This is a genomic window from Kribbella jejuensis, assembly GCF_006715085.1.
Lineage (GTDB): Bacteria > Actinomycetota > Actinomycetes > Propionibacteriales > Kribbellaceae > Kribbella > Kribbella jejuensis.
The window spans coordinates 365,349-379,773 of the sequence record NZ_VFMM01000002.1 but is presented as its reverse complement, the minus strand read 5'-3'; the positions used below and the strand labels follow the sequence as shown (position 1 = coordinate 379,773).

The window sequence follows — 14,425 nt, the reverse complement described above, 5'->3', positions numbered from 1 at the left end:
GCTGCGGCGTGGTGGTGCCGTGGCACTGGGGGGACAGGGAAGTGGTTGGCAGGTTGGGGGGTTGTCCGGAGAATCCTGGGTTCCGGCCGCACCGCCCACGCGGCCCGATCTCTGGAGGACCGCTATGCGATCTTTCATCACCCGCCCCCGCGCCCTGGCCGTTCTGCTGGCCGGTACGGCGCTTGCGTTCAGCCCGCTCGGCGGGCAGGCGACGGCGAAGTTGCCGCTCGACCAGCTCGGGAATCCGGCCTGTTTCACGCCAGAGCAAGGAGCCGCCGCACGCGGTGGCTTCGGCGCGGACCACCGCGACCTGTCGGTGGCCGAGCAGAAGGCGATCGACGCCCGTACGGCGCAGATCCTCAAGGCCAAGAACGCGCGCGTCGGCACGCTGGCGTCCGCGAGCGTGCCCGTGTACGTGCACGTGATGCGCAGCAGCACCGGTGCCGGCGACGTCACCGACACGCAGATCTCGCAGCAGATCGCCGAACTCAACCAGGACTACGCGGGCCAGGAGTCGTCGCAGGCGGCGAACACCGGCTTCACGTTCTACCTGGCCGGCACCGACCGGTTCAACAACGACCAGTGGCACAAGGACAAGCAGAGCACCACGTACCGTTCACAAACTCGCAAGGGCGGTAAGAACGCCCTGAACATCTGGCTGGTCGACTTCTCGTACCTCGGGATCGCGACCTTCCCGTGGGACTACGCGAGCAACCCGTCGATCGACGGCATCCGGGTGCAGTACAGCTCGCTGCCCGGCGGCTCGGCGACCAACTACAACGAAGGCAAGACCGCGTCCCACGAGGCCGGTCACTGGTTCGGGCTGTACCACACGTTCCAGGGCGGCTGCACCAGTACGAACGACTCGGTGGCCGACACGCCCGCACAGAGCAGCGCCTCCAGCGGCTGCCCGACCGGCCGCGACTCCTGCTCGCTGCCCGGTCTGGACCCGATCCACAACTACATGGACTACTCCTACGACTCCTGCTACAACCAGTTCACCCCGGGCCAGTCGACCCGGATGAGCAACATGTGGACCGCATACCGTGCCTAGCTGTGTCCGACTCTGGGCATGAGACCCGTTTGTGACATCTGCCCCGTTCGCCAACTAGAGTGCGGCCGATGCGTTTGCTTCTGACGGCCTGCGCTACCACCGCACTGGTGGTGAGCGGACCTCTGACAGCGACCGCCGCCGGTACGGGTCCGCAGGACTCGGTCGGCGGCGAGTTGCTGACGGCGAAGCCGACGGTGGTCGCGGACGGGGCGACACCGCCGGCCGTGCAGGCGTCTGCGTACGTCGTGGCCGACCTGGACACCGGCCAGGTGCTGGCGGCGAAGGCCCCGCACGCGCAGCTCCGCCCGGCCAGCACGCTCAAGACGCTCACCGCGCTGGTCCTGCTGCCACGGCTGAAGAAGACCGATCCGGTGATCGGGTCGAGCGCCGACGCCGGCATCATCGGCAGCAAGGTCGGCGTGTACCCGGGCCTGCACTACACCGTCGACCTGCTCTTCCAGGGCATGTTCCTGGCGTCCGGAAACGACGCCGTGCACGCCCTCTGCGTGCACGACCAGGGCGGGATCCCGGCCACCATCCAGCGGATGAACACCAAGGCCAAGGAGCTCGGTGCGCTCGACACGCACGTCACCGACCCGACCGGCCTCGACGCCGACGGACAGTACTCCAGCGCCTACGACCTGGCACTGTTCGCACAGGCGGGACTCGCCCGGCAGGACTTCGCGACGTACGCGTCCACGAAGTACGCGAACTTCCCGAACGTGGGCAACAAGGGCACGTACCAGGTCGCGAACCAGAACAAGCTGCTGTTCAACTACCCCGGCGCGCTCGGCGTGAAGACCGGGTACACGACGCTGGCCCGGAACACGTTCATCGGCGCCGCCCGCCGCAACGGGCACACGCTGGTCGTGACGATGATGAACGCCCCGCACGGCATCACCGAGGACGCGAGCAACCTATTGACCTGGACGTTCGCGAACTACGACAAGCTCAAGCCGGTCGGCACCCTGGTCAAGCCGGCCTCGGCGCCGCCGCAGACCACGCAGACGCAGGGCGAGGACAAGCCGACCAGCCGCAAGGCCGGCGATCCACCGGCCCGGACGGCGCTCGGCCCCGGCCAGGCGGTCACGTCACTCGCGCTCCGCGTGCCCGTCTGGGCGTACGCCGGCCCGCCGGTCCTCCTGCTCGGCCTGTTCCTCCGCCGCCCGCGCGCCCTACGCCGCCGCCGCCACTAGCCGCGCGCCCCTTGCTCGCCGTTGTCAGCGGTGGCGTACGGCGCGGAGGGCGCGGACTGCCTGTACGGCGAGCGTCGTGGCGGTGGCGCCCAGTACGGCACCTGCCGCGACCGAGACGGTGTCCGCCTTCCGCTCCGGGACCGGCACGACCTGGTAGCACTTGCCGGGCGGACCGGGCAGCAGCGGCTCAGGCTCGGCCTCAGGCTCGGCGCGCTCATCGACGATCTCACGATCCGCCGACGCCTCCTTGGTCCACGCCGCCACCAGCATGATCACGCGGGTCAGCAGGTAGATCCAGACCAGCAGCGCGAGCGGCAGCGCGAGTGCGCCGTACGCCGCGTTCGAACCGATCACGTGGCTCACGTAGAGGTTGCCGAGCTTCTGCGCGAGGTAGAACGCGATGCCGCCCGCGAGCGCCGCGATCAGCGCGACCTTGCGGGGCAGGATGATCCGCGGCAGCGCGGTCTGCATGTACAGGAACAGCACCGCGCCGGCGGCGACACCGACGACGAAGCTGATCACGTCGATCCCCCAGCTCGCCAGCCAGGTACCGTCCAGGCCGGTGGCGTCGATGATCCGCCGGGACATCCCGGTCAGGACCGAGGAGGCGCCGGTCGCGATCAGGCCGATCAGGCCGAGGCCGATCAGCGCGCCGAGGTCGACGACCTTCAGCTTGATCGCGTTGCCCGGTTCGTCGTCCAGTTCGTGCATCGAGCGGATCGAGGCCCGCAGCGAGTCGATCCAGCCCAGGCCGGTGAGCAGCAGCGACACACCCGAGATCAGCCCGATCGTGCCCGCGTGGGCGATCAGGCCGTCGATGTCGATCCGGTTGCCGATCCCCGGCAGGTTCTGCTGGAGCGCCTTCTTCAGCGCCTTGATCGCCTCGCCACCGAGCAGCGGGCCGGTGATCGCCGCCGCCAGCACGATCAGCGGGAACAGCGACAGGAACCCGAAGAAACTCGTCGCCCCGGCCAGCCGGTTCCCCCGCCGGTTCCCGTACCGCTGCCACGCACGCCAGAGCTGGGTCCGGCTGAATCGCTGCCAGACCGCCTTGAGCTTCTTCATTGGTCTCCTGTACCCCGGGTGCGGAGACTCAGCCTGCCAGCGGGAACGATCGCTGTGGGCGCCACACGCCGTCGGCGCCGTGTTCGTATCGGCTGAAGTACTCGACGTCGAAGTCGCAGTCGTACTCCGACAACGCGTCGTACGCCCGGTCCAGCGCCTCCTTGCCGAGGTCGTGGGCGACCGTGACGTGCGGGTGGTACGGGAACTTCAGGTCGACCTGCAGCGGGCCGGACCGGACCTGCGACTGCAGCACCTCGCAGGACGAGATGCCCTCCGCGAGCGGTACGAACACCACCGGCGAGACCGGCCGGAAGGTCGCCGTACCGCGCAGCCGGATCCGGAACCGCGGGAACCGGGCCGCGACCGCGAGCAGGTGCTCGTCGATCAGCTCCAGGTCACCGGCCTCGATCTCGGTCGGCGGCAGCAGCGTGACGTGGGTCGGGATCGACGCCGCCATCGGGTCGCCGAAGTCGGCCCGGTACTTCTGCAGCTCGGTCCCGTACGGCTCCGCGATCGGGATCGCGACACCGATCGTCGTCATCGGGCCGGGCCGGGGACGAAGCCCAGCCGGTCGTAGACCTTGGCCAGTGTCGGCTCGGTGACCGCCCGGGCGCGCTCGGCGCCGGCCGCGAGGATCGCGTCCAGCTGCGCCTTGTCGTCCAGGTAGGTCATCGTCTTCTCCCGGAACGGGGTGACGAACTCGACCACCACCTCGGCCAGGTCCTTCTTGAAGTCGCCGTACCCGCGGCCGGCGTACTCGTCCTCGAGCTCGCTGATCTTCTTCCCGGTCAGCGCCGAGAAGATCGTCAGCAGGTTCGCGACACCGGGCTTGTTCTCCTCGTCGAAGATCACGTCCCGGCCGGAGTCGGTGACCGCCGAGCGGATCTTCTTCGCGCTCGCCTTCGGGTCGTCGAGCAGGTCGATGATGCCGGCCGGGGACGAGCTGGACTTGCTCATCTTCGACGACGGGTCCTGCAGGTCGAAGATCTTCGCGGTCTCCTTGACGATGTACGCCTCGGGCACCCGGAAGGTCTTGCCGAACCGGTGGTTGAAGCGCTGCGCCAGGTCGCGGGTCAGCTCCACGTGCTGGCGCTGGTCCTCGCCGACCGGGACCCGATCGGCCTGGTACACCAGGATGTCCGCGGCCTGCAGGATCGGGTACGTGAACAGGCCGACCGTGGCGCGGTCGGCGCCGCCCTTCGCGGTCTTGTCCTTGAACTGCGTCATCCGGCTCGCCTCGCCCATCCCGGTGATGCAGGACATCACCCAGGCGAGCTGGGCGTGCTCCGGCACCTGCGACTGGACGAACAGCGTGGACCGCTCCGGGTCGATCCCGGCCGCGAGCAGCTGCGCCGCCGACCGGCGGGTGCGCTCGCGGAGCGCCTTCGGGTCGTACTCGACGGTGATCGCGTGCAGGTCGACCACGCAGTAGAACGCCTCGTGGTCCTCCTGCAGGGCCACCCACTGCCGCACCGCACCGAGGTAGTTGCCGAAGTGGAAGGAGTCCGCCGTCGGCTGGATCCCGGAGAGCACGCGCGGGCGTCGCTGGGAACCGGCTGCGGAGGGGTCAGACGCAGCTTGGGACATAGGGGTGATTCTGCCAGCGGCCCCCGCCGACCCTGTACCCGGGCGGCGTATCAGTCATATCTCAAGGACTATGTGTCACGGAGCCGGGTCACCACGTCCAGCCTCTGGCGGCGAGTTCCTGCTCTTCCTGCCACCGTTTCGCCTCGGAGCGTTCGCCGCCGGGCTCACCCGGGCAGCCCGCCAGCCGGCACGCCTCGTCGAGCAGGTCGTCGTACGCCGCCTCCAGCGCCATCAGCCGATGCGCGCGGGCGTACACATGCGGCGTCGACTCGACGCTGCGGATCTTCGTCGACACGGATCCGAGCCGCGTCTGCAGCCGCAGCGTGTCGAACGGGTCCGGCGCCGCGGCCGGTTGCCGGTGCAGCCGCGCCGTCAGACGCGACGTACTCCGCTGCAAGCCACGCCGCCACCGCGACGGCGGCGGGTTCGGGAGCACCAGCCCGAGCAGGACGCAGAGCAGCAGGAACACGCCCACCGACATCAGCCAAGCCATCGCTCTCACTCTCCACTTCAGAGCGTACGGCGGCTGTGCGGCCTGCTTCTACCCCGTTAATCCCGGTGATATTTGGTCACCGCATCGTCCTGTTTGAGCTGGTCGGCGGCGGCCTGGATCCGGGTGGTCCATTCGGGCTGCTGGAGGCCGCCGGCCATGAACTGGCCGGTGGCCTCGGCGGCCGCGGTCGCGAACGCCGGGTACCAGGTGTCGAAGTACCACTTGATGATCTGGTCGCCGGCCGCCGCCACCAGGTCCCGCGCCGAGCTCAGCGCCGTGGTCAGCTCCAGCCCGTCGGCCGCACCGCGGACGATCGTGAGCTGCTTGGACTCCGAGGTGACCTGCGCCGCGACGTCCGCGGACAGCAGCGCCCGCAGGTACTCGAGCCCGCCGGCCTTGTGCTTCGCCTTCTCCGGTACGAAGAACGGCGCGGTCGCGGCGACGTGCAGCCCGCTCGGGAGTGCCGGTGACGAGTCCAGCGGCGGTACCGCGAACATGCTGAGCGCGAAGTCGTCCTTGACCAGGCCCTTCATCTCGTTCTCGAGCCAGTTCCCGCACGGCAGCATGCCGGCCTTCGCGGCGAGGAAGCGCCGCTGCGAACCGATGTGGTCGTACTGCGCGGTGCCGGGCGCGAGCAACCCGCGCTTGGCCAGCTGACCGACGGCGGTGATCGCCGCGGTGACGCTCTCGTCCTGCCAGGCACCGTCCTCGAGGTTGTCGATCCGCTTCGTGACGTCCGGGCCGCCGGTCTTCGCGGCCAGGGTGAGAACCAGCTCGAGCAGGTAGTACGGGTGCGCGCCGGCGTAGCTGAACGGGCCGAGACCGGCCGCTTTCATTTCGGTGCCGAGGGCAAGCAGTTCCGCCCAGCTGCGTGGGACGTCCCAACCGTTGCGCTGGAACAGGCCGGCCGAGTACCAGATCCCGTAGACGGTCGAGATGTAGTTGACGGTCCGCTGCGTGCCGTCGAACCGGCCGACCTCGAGCATGTCCGGCAGCAGCTGGTCCTGCACCTTCGCGGACGCGTCGTCCCAGGAAGGTGCCTCCAGCAACTGTTGCAGGTCGGCCAGCTGGTTGTCCTTGACCAGCTTGCCGAGCTCGAGCTTCTGATCACCGGTGGACAGCGCGACATCAGGCGGCGTACCGGTCGCGAACCGCGGCAACAGGTCGTCCGACAGCCGCGCCGTCACCTTCGGGCTGATCGCCGCGGCGGCGTACTTCTTCCGGTACGCCGCGGCCGCGAACCCGCCGTACTCCTCGCTGACCACCACGTCGACCGGCGCACTCGCGTCCACGCTGAACGGGTTGTCGCGCGACACAACCGGCACAACCGGTGGCTTCGAACACCCGGCCAGCACGGCACCGGCCAACGCCCCCTGCAGTAACGACCGCCGTCTCAACACCCCGGCAGGTTATTACCTCGCCGGGGTTTCAGGCGGTACGGCGGATGCGGCCGGCGTACAAAGCCTCGAGGGCGTGGTTGTGGTCGTCGCCGCCGGGGATGTTCGCGGACAGGTAGACCGGCGGGGTCTCGCCGGCGGCGGTCATCCGGCGGAGCACCTCGGCGACGAGCATCTGTGCGATCAGCGCGGCAGTGATCGACGAGACCGCGCAGACCTTGCCGGCGCCGCCGGGCAGGTCCAGCACCGAGTCGCCGAACGGCGCGTGGTTGTCGAGCACGACATCGGCGAAGTCGATCAGCTTCTTGCCGGACGGATGCCGGGACTCCATCCCGCCGGTGTGCTGCAGCGAGGTGATCGCGATCAGCGGGTGGCCCTTCTCCTTGACCACGTTCGCGAGCTCGACGATCGAGCCGTTCACGCCGGAGTTGGAGGCGATCACGAACAGGTCGCCCTCGCGGGCCGCGGACAGTTCGTAGAGCTTCCGCGAGTACTGCGGGTCGCGCTCGAGCTCGGCGCTGCGCAGCAGCTCCGGCGGCTCGCCGCCGAGCAGCACCAGGTCGCGCAACGCGATCCGGTTGGTGGCGATCAGACCGCCGGCGCGGCCGGCGATCTCCATCGCGAGCGCCTCGGAGTGCCCGGAGCCGAACGCCTGGATCACGCCGTTCGCGCGCAGCGACGTGGTCATCAGGTCGGCGGCGTCCTGGATCGGGCCGTCGATCTGCGCGGTCACCGCGGCCATGATCGGCATCAACGTCTGGAAGTACGCCTGTGCGCTCACGCCCGCGTCGCCCGTGTTAGTGCTGCCCATCGGCGGCCAACCCCTCGACTGATCCGCGCGCGACACTTGCAGTGCCGACAAATGCGCAAGTTTGCGGTTTACTGGACAGAACTTTTCTCAACTCACAGCTAAAGTCAAGGCTGATCCGTGTAATCTCCCCAATCGGGACCGTTGCGTCAGCAGTTTGGAGCCATTGCGCATGTCGGACGTACTGGTCCTGGGCGGGGACCTCGGTGGCACCTCCACCCGGATCGTGGTCGCGGATTCCGAGGGCAACGTGATCGGCCGCGGCGCTGCCGCCGGCGGCAATCCGACCAGTCATCCGGCGAGCGCGGCGGCGAACTTCGGTCAGGCGTTGCACGCGGCCCTCACCGGGCTGGACCCGGCCGCGATCAAGTCTGCGGTGGTCGGGATGGCCGGCGGCGTCGCGCTCCAGCGCCCGGAGGTCGCGGCCCAGTTCGACGCGGCGTGGACCGGTGCGGGGCTCACGGTGCCGCCCGGCTACATCGGGGATCTCGAGGTCGCGTTCGCCTCCGGTACGCCGGAACCCGACGGGACGGTGCTGATCGCGGGGACGGGCAGCAACGTCGGGCTGGTCCGCAATCACCAGCTGCAGCGGACCGCGGGCGGGCACGGGTGGCTGCTGGGCGACGACGGATCCGGCTTCTGGCTGGGCCGCGAGGCGGTCCGGAGCGTGCTGGAGTCGCTGGATCTGCGGGAGCCGCTCGGATTGCTCGGGCAGGCCGTCGTACAGGCGATCCTGCCCGGCCGGGACGAGGATCTGGTGGCACACCGTGAAGGATACGACGCGCTACGTGATTTGCTGGTGATGACGGTGAACAGCCGCCCGCCGGTCATGCTCGCCGAACTGGCGCCGGCCGTCATCGCGGCGTATCACCAGCAGGACGAAACTGCGCGGGCCCTGGTGAAACGCGCAGCCGAACTGCTCACCGAAACCGCCGCCCGGCTGAAGGTCACCTCGGACAGCGGCCCGATGGTGCTGGCAGGCAGCGTCGCCGGCGAGTCCTCCCCGGTAGGTCAACTGATCCGGGAGCACTTCGCCGGCGACGTCCGCACCGCCAAAGACGGGGTGGGCGGTGCCACCTGGCTGGCCCTGGCCGCCCTCGACCTGGCCACCACCGAGAACCACACCCGCCTGGTAGAGCACTAGTCGAAGACCGAGACCGGGCGGACCTCTACGGCGTAGAAGGCGGCCTCCGGGATGGTGGCGGCCACTTCCTCGGCGCGTTCCTGGCTGGCTACGTCGATCAGGAAGACGCCGGCCAACTGTTCCTTCGCCTCGGAGTACGGGCCGTCGGTGGTGGCCCGAATGCCTTCGCGGACGCGGACCACCCGGGTCTTCGCCGGCGGGTCGAGCGGGACGGCGGTGATCAGTTCGCCGCTCGCGCGCAGTTCCTCGAGCAGGTTGTTGAGTTGGTCGACCAGCGCGTCACGGGCCTTCTTCGGCAGCGATTTGCCTTCCTCGGTGTGCAGGAAGGACGGGTGGCTCCAGGTGACCGGGTTGCTGTGGATCATCAGCAGGTACTTCATGATCGGTGTCCTTTCGGGCAGTTGAGTGGATCTTCGCAGCAGAGGTCGGAAGCGGTCCGCCGTACTCGACATTTCGGGGTTTTACGCTGTGGACCATGGACGAGATCGACTTCCCGCTGCCCGATGGCCGGGTGCTGCACGCCTACGACAGCGCGCCCGGCGACAACGAGCGGGCCGTGGTGGTCTGGCACCACGGCACTCCGGGGCTCGGTACGCCGCCCGCGCCGCTCGACGCGGCCGCCGAGGAGCTCGGGATCAGGTGGATCTCGTTCGACCGGCCGGGGTACGGCGGGTCGACGCCCGCGCCGGGCCGTACGGTCGGATCCGTCGCCGCCGACCTGACCACGGTCCTCGACACGCTCGGCATCCGGCGCTGCGCCCAGCTCGGCTACTCCGGCGGCGGCACGTACGCGCTCGGCGCCGCCGCCCTCCTCGGCGACCGGGTCACGGCCGTCGCCACCCTCGCCGCGATCGCGCCGTACCCGGACGACACAGCGAAAGGCCTCGACTGGTACGACGGCATGATCGCGTCCGGTCTCGCCTCGCTGCACGCCGCGGCGGACGGCCGGGAGGCGCGGCTGGCGAACGAGGCCGTCGAGTACGACCCGGAGTTCACCGCGGCCGACCTCGCGATGTTCGACGGACCGTGGGGCTGGCTCGGCTCCGTGGCCGGCGGTCCGCACGGACCCGACGGCCCGGTCGACGACGACTGCTCGTACGTCCAACCGTGGCACTGGGCAACGATCACCGCGCCGACGCTGCTCGTACACGGCACCGCCGACCGGATCATCCCGTGGTCACACGCCCGCTGGCTCGCGGAGAACCTTCCGGCCGCGACCCTCGACATACGCCAAGATCTCAGCCACATCACGATCCTCGATCAGGCGGAACCCGCCCTGCGGTGGATCCGCAAACAGATCGGCTGAGTCCTCAGCATTTGCCGGGGTACCGGTTCGGTGTGCTACTCGCGGAGCGCTACCGCATTACCGAGATCCTCGGCCATGGTGGGATGGGCGAGGTCTATCGCGGTTGCGACGAACTGCTCGGCCGTCCGGTCGCGGTGAAACTGCTCCGCCCCGACGTCCGCGATCCGCTCGCGGCCGCACGGTTCCGGCGGGAGGCACGGGCAGCGGCCGGGGTGAAGAATCCTCATGTCGTCGCCGTGTACGACTTCGGCCAGTCCGACGGCGAGTACTTCCTGGTGATGGAGCTGATGGCCGGGCGCACCGTCACCCGCGAACTCGCGCTGAACGGACCGCTCGATCCGGAACGCGCCGTCGACATCGTCCAGCAAGTGGCCGCGGGCCTGGCGGCCGCCCACGAGCACGACATCGTGCATCGCGACATCAAGCCGGACAATCTGCTGATCGATGTCGACGGCTCGGTCAAGGTCGCCGACTTCGGGATTGCCCGCTCGGCGATGGAACCGGAGACCAGGACGCCCGGCCGGATCCTCGGCACCAGTCACTACGTCGCCCCTGAGCGCGCGCTGGGGCATCCGGCCACCGCGGCGTCGGACGTGTACGCGCTCGGTTGCGTGCTGTACCAACTGCTGACCGGCCATCCTCCGTTCACCGGCGCCGACCCGACCGCGATCCTCTCCCAGCACGTCCACACCGCTCCGGTCGTTCCCGAGCAGTTCTCCGCACCCCTCGCCCATCTCGTCTACCTGATGCTCGCCAAGGACCCGGCCGACCGCCCGACCGCCGCCGACGTCGCCGGCTGGACGTTCGCCGAGACGCCCGAGCTGCCCACCCTGGAGCTCAGAGCGCTACCCCGGCAGAACTGGCGGAAGGCCGTCGCGGTGGCGGCCGCCGTGGTGGCCGCCGGCTGCGTGATGGCGGCCGGCGTACTCAGCGACCCGGACACCGACCGGCCGATCGCGCCCGCGAACGTCGTTCCGTCGCAACCGGCGCGGCGGACGATCGCTCCACCGCGCCCAGTGGTCACGCCCACCGTCACCCCCACTGTCACGATCACCAAGGCTGTGACCACAACGCGGCCGGCCCCGAGCCACTCGGCGTCTACTCCCGCCAAGGGGAGCGCCAAGGCAACGGGCCACGGCAAGGTCAAGCACAAGCAGCACGGCAAGCACTGACATTCCAAGCAATGCCTTGACATCGGATTCGGTCCGGCGCATATTCCAAGCATGTCTTTGGAGAAGGACCCGCGCCGGTCGCGGCTGCTCGACGATCCGCTGGCCATCCGCGCGATGGCACACCCGGTACGGCTGGACCTGCAGTCGCTGCTCGGACGCGAGGGCCCGATGACCGCGGCGGACGCGGCCCGCCGGCTCGGGATCAGCCAGGCGCTGGCGTCGCACCACCTGCGGCAGCTGGCGAAGTACGACTTCGTCGAGCCGGCGCCTGGCAAGGACAACCGCGAGCGGCCGTGGCGGCTGGTGTCGACCTCGCAGTCCTGGGAGGACGCGCTCAAGACGCCCGACGGCGCCGCGGCGGCCGAGGTACTCGAGCAACTGATGGCCGAGCGGGCCCTGGACGCGCTGGCGAAATGGCAGCAGCTGCGCCCGGACGCCGATCCGGTCTGGCGGGACAACTCGGGCATCGGCCAGACCGGCATCTACCTGACCGGTGCGGAGCTCGCCGAGATCGTTGGCCAGATCAACGACCTACTCCAGCGCTGGGTCGACGAGCGCCCGATCGACGACAAGTCCACCCGCCCGCCCGGCAGCAAGTACGTGTCGTTCACGCAGATCGTCACGATCGCCGCGGAGGACTAGCCATGAAGGACTTATGGGGCGTCCTTGCACGGCAGCGTGACTACCGGCTGATGCTGAGCGCCGGGCTCATCTCGCTCATCGGCGACTGGCTGCTGCGAACCGGGCTCGCGTTCCAGATCTACGTACTGACCGGCTCGACGCTGGCCTCCGGTGGATTGCTGCTGGCGTCGTTCCTGCCCGCCGTACTGCTCGGCTCGCTGGCCGGTGTCTTCGTCGACCGGTGGAACCAGCGGACCACGATGATCGTGACGAACGTGCTGAACGCGGTCGTCCTGCTGCCGCTGATCGCCGTCCACGACGCGAGCATGATCTGGATCGTGTACGCCGTGGTGCTCGCGCAGAGCTGTCTGCAACAGTTCTTCACGCCCGCGGAACAATCGCTCGTCCCGCTGCTCGTGAACTCCGACCAACTCGTCACAGCGAACGCGTTGAACAGTCAGATCCGCGACCTCGCCCGACTGATCGGCGCGGCGCTGGGCGGCGTACTCGCGGCCGCCGGCGGGCTCACGCTGCTCGCGCTCGGTGACGCGGCCACGTTCCTGATCGCCGTCGTACTGGTCGCGGCGATGCGGCATCGGCAGTCCCGGCCGGACCGCACGGACGAATCAGCCGGAGGTGCGGTCAAGCGGCTGAAGGCGGAGTGGACCGAGGGACTGCGGCTGTGCGTGGCCGGGCCGGCGATGCGGTTGTTCTTCGTGTTCTGCCTGGTCACCGGGGTCGGTGAGGGCATCATGAGCACGCTGTTCGCGCCGTTCGTCCGCGCCGACCTCGGCGGCGACGGGCGGGTGTACGGCCTGATCGTCTCCTCGCAGGCGATCGGGGGGATCATCGGCGGACTGGTCGCGGCCGCGATCGGCAACCGCTGGCCGGCCGCGACGCTCTGGGGTATCGGTGCGTTCGTATTCGGGCTGATCGACACCGTGCTGTTCCTCTATCCACTCGCGTCGGACAGCGTGATCCCGGCGTTCGTCTGCATGATCGTCGTCGGCCTGCCCGGTGCGCTCACGATCGCCGGGATGATGACGGTGTTCCAGAACCTCACCGTCGACGGCACCCGGGGCCGGATCTACGGTGCGGTCGGCGCCGCCGAGAGCGTCGCGGTGCTGATCGGCATCACCGCGGCCGGCTTCCTCGGCGACGCCGTCGGCATCATCCCGATCCTGGTCTTCCAGGGCCTCGGGTACGTCGTGGGTGGGCTGGTCGTTCTCACTCGGCGGCGGGTGCTGTCTCGGGTTGTTCCTCAGCCGGTGTGACCCGGTGCAGGCGGACCCGGGCGACCCGGCGGCCGTCCATCTCGGTGACGGTCAGCGTGTGCGCGTCCAGCGGTACCTCGTCGCCGGTCGACGGCACCTTGCCGAGCGCGGCGGCGAGGAACCCGCCGACCGTCTCGTACGGGCCGTCGGGCAGCTCGATCGTGGTCGCGTCGGCGAAGTCGTCGAGGTTCAGCAGGCCCTCCACCTCGATGTCGCCGCTGCGCAGCCGGGTCGTCTCGGCCGGTTCCTCGTCGTACTCGTCCTTGATGTCGCCGATCAGTTCCTCGACCAGGTCCTCCAGCGTCACGATGCCCGCCGTACCGCCGTACTCGTCGAGGACGATCGCGAGGTGGGTGCTGCGGCGGCGCATCTCGGTCAGCGTCGGCAGCAGCTTCGCGGTGTCCGGGAGCATCAGCACCTCGCGGGCCAGGTCACCGACCCGGACCGAGCGGGTCGCCACCGCCGGGTCGAACAGGTCCCGGACGTGCACGAACCCGACGATGTCGTCGGCCGACCCGTTCATCACCGGGTACCGCGAGTGCGGCCGCTCGGCGGCGAACTTGACCGCCTTGTAGGCCGGCATCTCGGCGTCGACGAAGTCCACCTCGGTGCGCGGCAGCATCAGCTCGCGGAGCTGCCGGCTGCCTGCCTCGAAGACGTCGTCGACGATCTTGCGCTCCTCCTCGCCGAGCGACTCGCTGGCGGTGACCAGGTCGCGGAGCTCCTCGTCGGTCATCACCTCGCGGTTCGCGTTCGGGTCGCCGCCGAGCGCGCGGACCACCAGGTCGGTGGACTTCGACAGCAGCCAGATCACCGGGCGGGCGCCGGAGGCGATCCGGTCCACCAGCGGGCCGAGGGCGAGCGCGAAGCCTTCCGCCCGCTGCAGCGCGAGGCGTTTCGCGGCCAGTTCGCCGATCACGATCGAGACGTAGGAGATGCAGATCGTGATCAGTACCAGCGCGACCGTACTGGCCAGCGACTCCGGCAGGCCGAGCTTGTGCAGGTGCGGGGCGAGGCCGTCGGCCAGCGTCGCGCCACCGAAGGCGGCGGACAGGAAGCCCATCAGGGTCACGCCGATCTGCACGGCGGACAGGAAGCGGTTCGGGTTGGCGGCGACCTTGGCGACGATCTCGCCACGCCTGCCGCGATGGGACAAGGCCTTCAGCTGGCTCTCTCGCAGTGACACGAGAGCCATCTCGGCGGCGGCGAACACGCCCCCGATCAGCACGAAGACCAGGATCAGAACGATGTTGAGCAGGGTGTCGTTCATGGCTCGGAGTTCCTAGCGCCCTCTCGTCGTATGTCGAG

General features: G+C 69.4%; 15 protein-coding genes. 7 read left to right on the top strand and 8 right to left on the bottom strand.

From position 1 onward, the window contains the following. Nucleotides 1-124 precede the first annotated feature (124 nt). Both FB475_RS21755 and FB475_RS21750 read left to right on the top strand, forming a co-directional pair. The gene (locus FB475_RS21755) at nucleotides 125-1,054 is read left to right on the top strand and encodes a zinc metalloprotease (protein ID WP_141858417.1); all 930 of its coding nucleotides are present in this window, start codon (nucleotides 125-127) and stop codon (nucleotides 1,052-1,054) included. A gap of 68 nt (nucleotides 1,055-1,122) precedes the next feature. Continuing rightward, nucleotides 1,123-2,250: a D-alanyl-D-alanine carboxypeptidase family protein gene (locus FB475_RS21750; protein ID WP_141858416.1), complete on the top strand. Its 1,128-nt coding sequence runs from the start codon at nucleotides 1,123-1,125 to the stop codon at nucleotides 2,248-2,250. Nucleotides 2,251-2,274: 24 nt separating this feature from the next. Here the strand turns inward: FB475_RS21750 and FB475_RS21745 are convergent, their stop codons facing one another. From FB475_RS21745 to FB475_RS21720, 6 genes are all read right to left on the bottom strand, one after another. Beyond that, a complete protein-coding gene (locus tag FB475_RS21745) occupies nucleotides 2,275-3,315 on the bottom strand; it encodes a YihY/virulence factor BrkB family protein (RefSeq protein WP_141858415.1) in 1,041 nt (346 codons plus the stop codon). Between the two features lie 28 nt (nucleotides 3,316-3,343). Further along, entirely contained in the window at nucleotides 3,344-3,856 is a 513-nt protein-coding gene (locus FB475_RS21740; protein ID WP_141858414.1) for a 2'-5' RNA ligase family protein, read from the bottom strand. Next, entirely contained in the window at nucleotides 3,853-4,902 is a 1,050-nt protein-coding gene (gene trpS, locus FB475_RS21735; RefSeq protein WP_141858413.1) for a tryptophan--tRNA ligase, read from the bottom strand. Before trpS ends, FB475_RS21740 begins: the two co-directional genes overlap by 4 nt. An 88-nt stretch (nucleotides 4,903-4,990) precedes the next feature. Then, nucleotides 4,991-5,395: a hypothetical protein gene (locus FB475_RS21730; protein ID WP_202878467.1), complete on the bottom strand. Its 405-nt coding sequence runs from the start codon at nucleotides 5,393-5,395 to the stop codon at nucleotides 4,991-4,993. A 56-nt stretch (nucleotides 5,396-5,451) separates the two neighbouring features. Then, the gene (gene ngcE, locus FB475_RS21725) at nucleotides 5,452-6,795 is read right to left on the bottom strand and encodes an N-acetylglucosamine/diacetylchitobiose ABC transporter substrate-binding protein (protein WP_141858412.1); all 1,344 of its coding nucleotides are present in this window, start codon (nucleotides 6,793-6,795) and stop codon (nucleotides 5,452-5,454) included. Nucleotides 6,796-6,823: 28 nt separating this feature from the next. Then, nucleotides 6,824-7,603, bottom strand: coding sequence for a sugar isomerase domain-containing protein (locus tag FB475_RS21720; RefSeq protein WP_141858411.1), 780 nt, complete (start codon nucleotides 7,601-7,603; stop codon nucleotides 6,824-6,826). Between the two features lie 169 nt (nucleotides 7,604-7,772). Between FB475_RS21720 and FB475_RS21715 the strand changes: the two genes are divergently transcribed. Further along, complete coding sequence (locus tag FB475_RS21715) at nucleotides 7,773-8,744, top strand: N-acetylglucosamine kinase (RefSeq protein ID WP_141858410.1); 972 nt, start codon at nucleotides 7,773-7,775, stop codon at nucleotides 8,742-8,744. Here FB475_RS21715 and FB475_RS21710 read toward each other — a convergent pair. After that, on the bottom strand, nucleotides 8,741-9,124 hold the full coding sequence (locus FB475_RS21710) for a YciI family protein (protein WP_141858409.1): 384 nt from the start codon (nucleotides 9,122-9,124) through the stop codon (nucleotides 8,741-8,743). The two genes, FB475_RS21715 and FB475_RS21710, sit on opposite strands and share 4 nt — an antisense overlap. A gap of 95 nt (nucleotides 9,125-9,219) precedes the next feature. Here FB475_RS21710 and FB475_RS21705 point away from each other — a divergent pair, with 95 nt between their 5' ends. Genes FB475_RS21705 through FB475_RS21690 form a run of 4 tightly spaced genes read left to right on the top strand, consistent with a single transcriptional unit; the run spans nucleotide 9,220 to nucleotide 13,117 of the window. Next, a complete protein-coding gene (locus tag FB475_RS21705; RefSeq protein ID WP_141858408.1) occupies nucleotides 9,220-10,050 on the top strand; it encodes an alpha/beta fold hydrolase in 831 nt (276 codons plus the stop codon). 32 nt (nucleotides 10,051-10,082) lie between these two features. Further along, nucleotides 10,083-11,222 carry a serine/threonine-protein kinase gene (locus FB475_RS21700; protein WP_141858407.1) on the top strand — a complete coding sequence of 380 codons (1,140 nt, stop codon included), beginning with the start codon at nucleotides 10,083-10,085 and terminating at the stop codon, nucleotides 11,220-11,222. 51 nt (nucleotides 11,223-11,273) lie between these two features. Next, on the top strand, nucleotides 11,274-11,864 hold the full coding sequence (locus FB475_RS21695; protein ID WP_141858406.1) for a helix-turn-helix domain-containing protein: 591 nt from the start codon (nucleotides 11,274-11,276) through the stop codon (nucleotides 11,862-11,864). A 2-nt stretch (nucleotides 11,865-11,866) separates the two neighbouring features. Then, nucleotides 11,867-13,117: an MFS transporter gene (locus tag FB475_RS21690; protein WP_141858405.1), complete on the top strand. Its 1,251-nt coding sequence runs from the start codon at nucleotides 11,867-11,869 to the stop codon at nucleotides 13,115-13,117. On the opposite strand, the gene FB475_RS21685 is transcribed toward FB475_RS21690, so the two are convergent. Then, nucleotides 13,071-14,387 carry a hemolysin family protein gene (locus tag FB475_RS21685; protein ID WP_141858404.1) on the bottom strand — a complete coding sequence of 439 codons (1,317 nt, stop codon included), beginning with the start codon at nucleotides 14,385-14,387 and terminating at the stop codon, nucleotides 13,071-13,073. The genes FB475_RS21690 and FB475_RS21685 overlap by 47 nt on opposite strands. Between the last annotated feature and the right edge of the window lie 38 nt (nucleotides 14,388-14,425).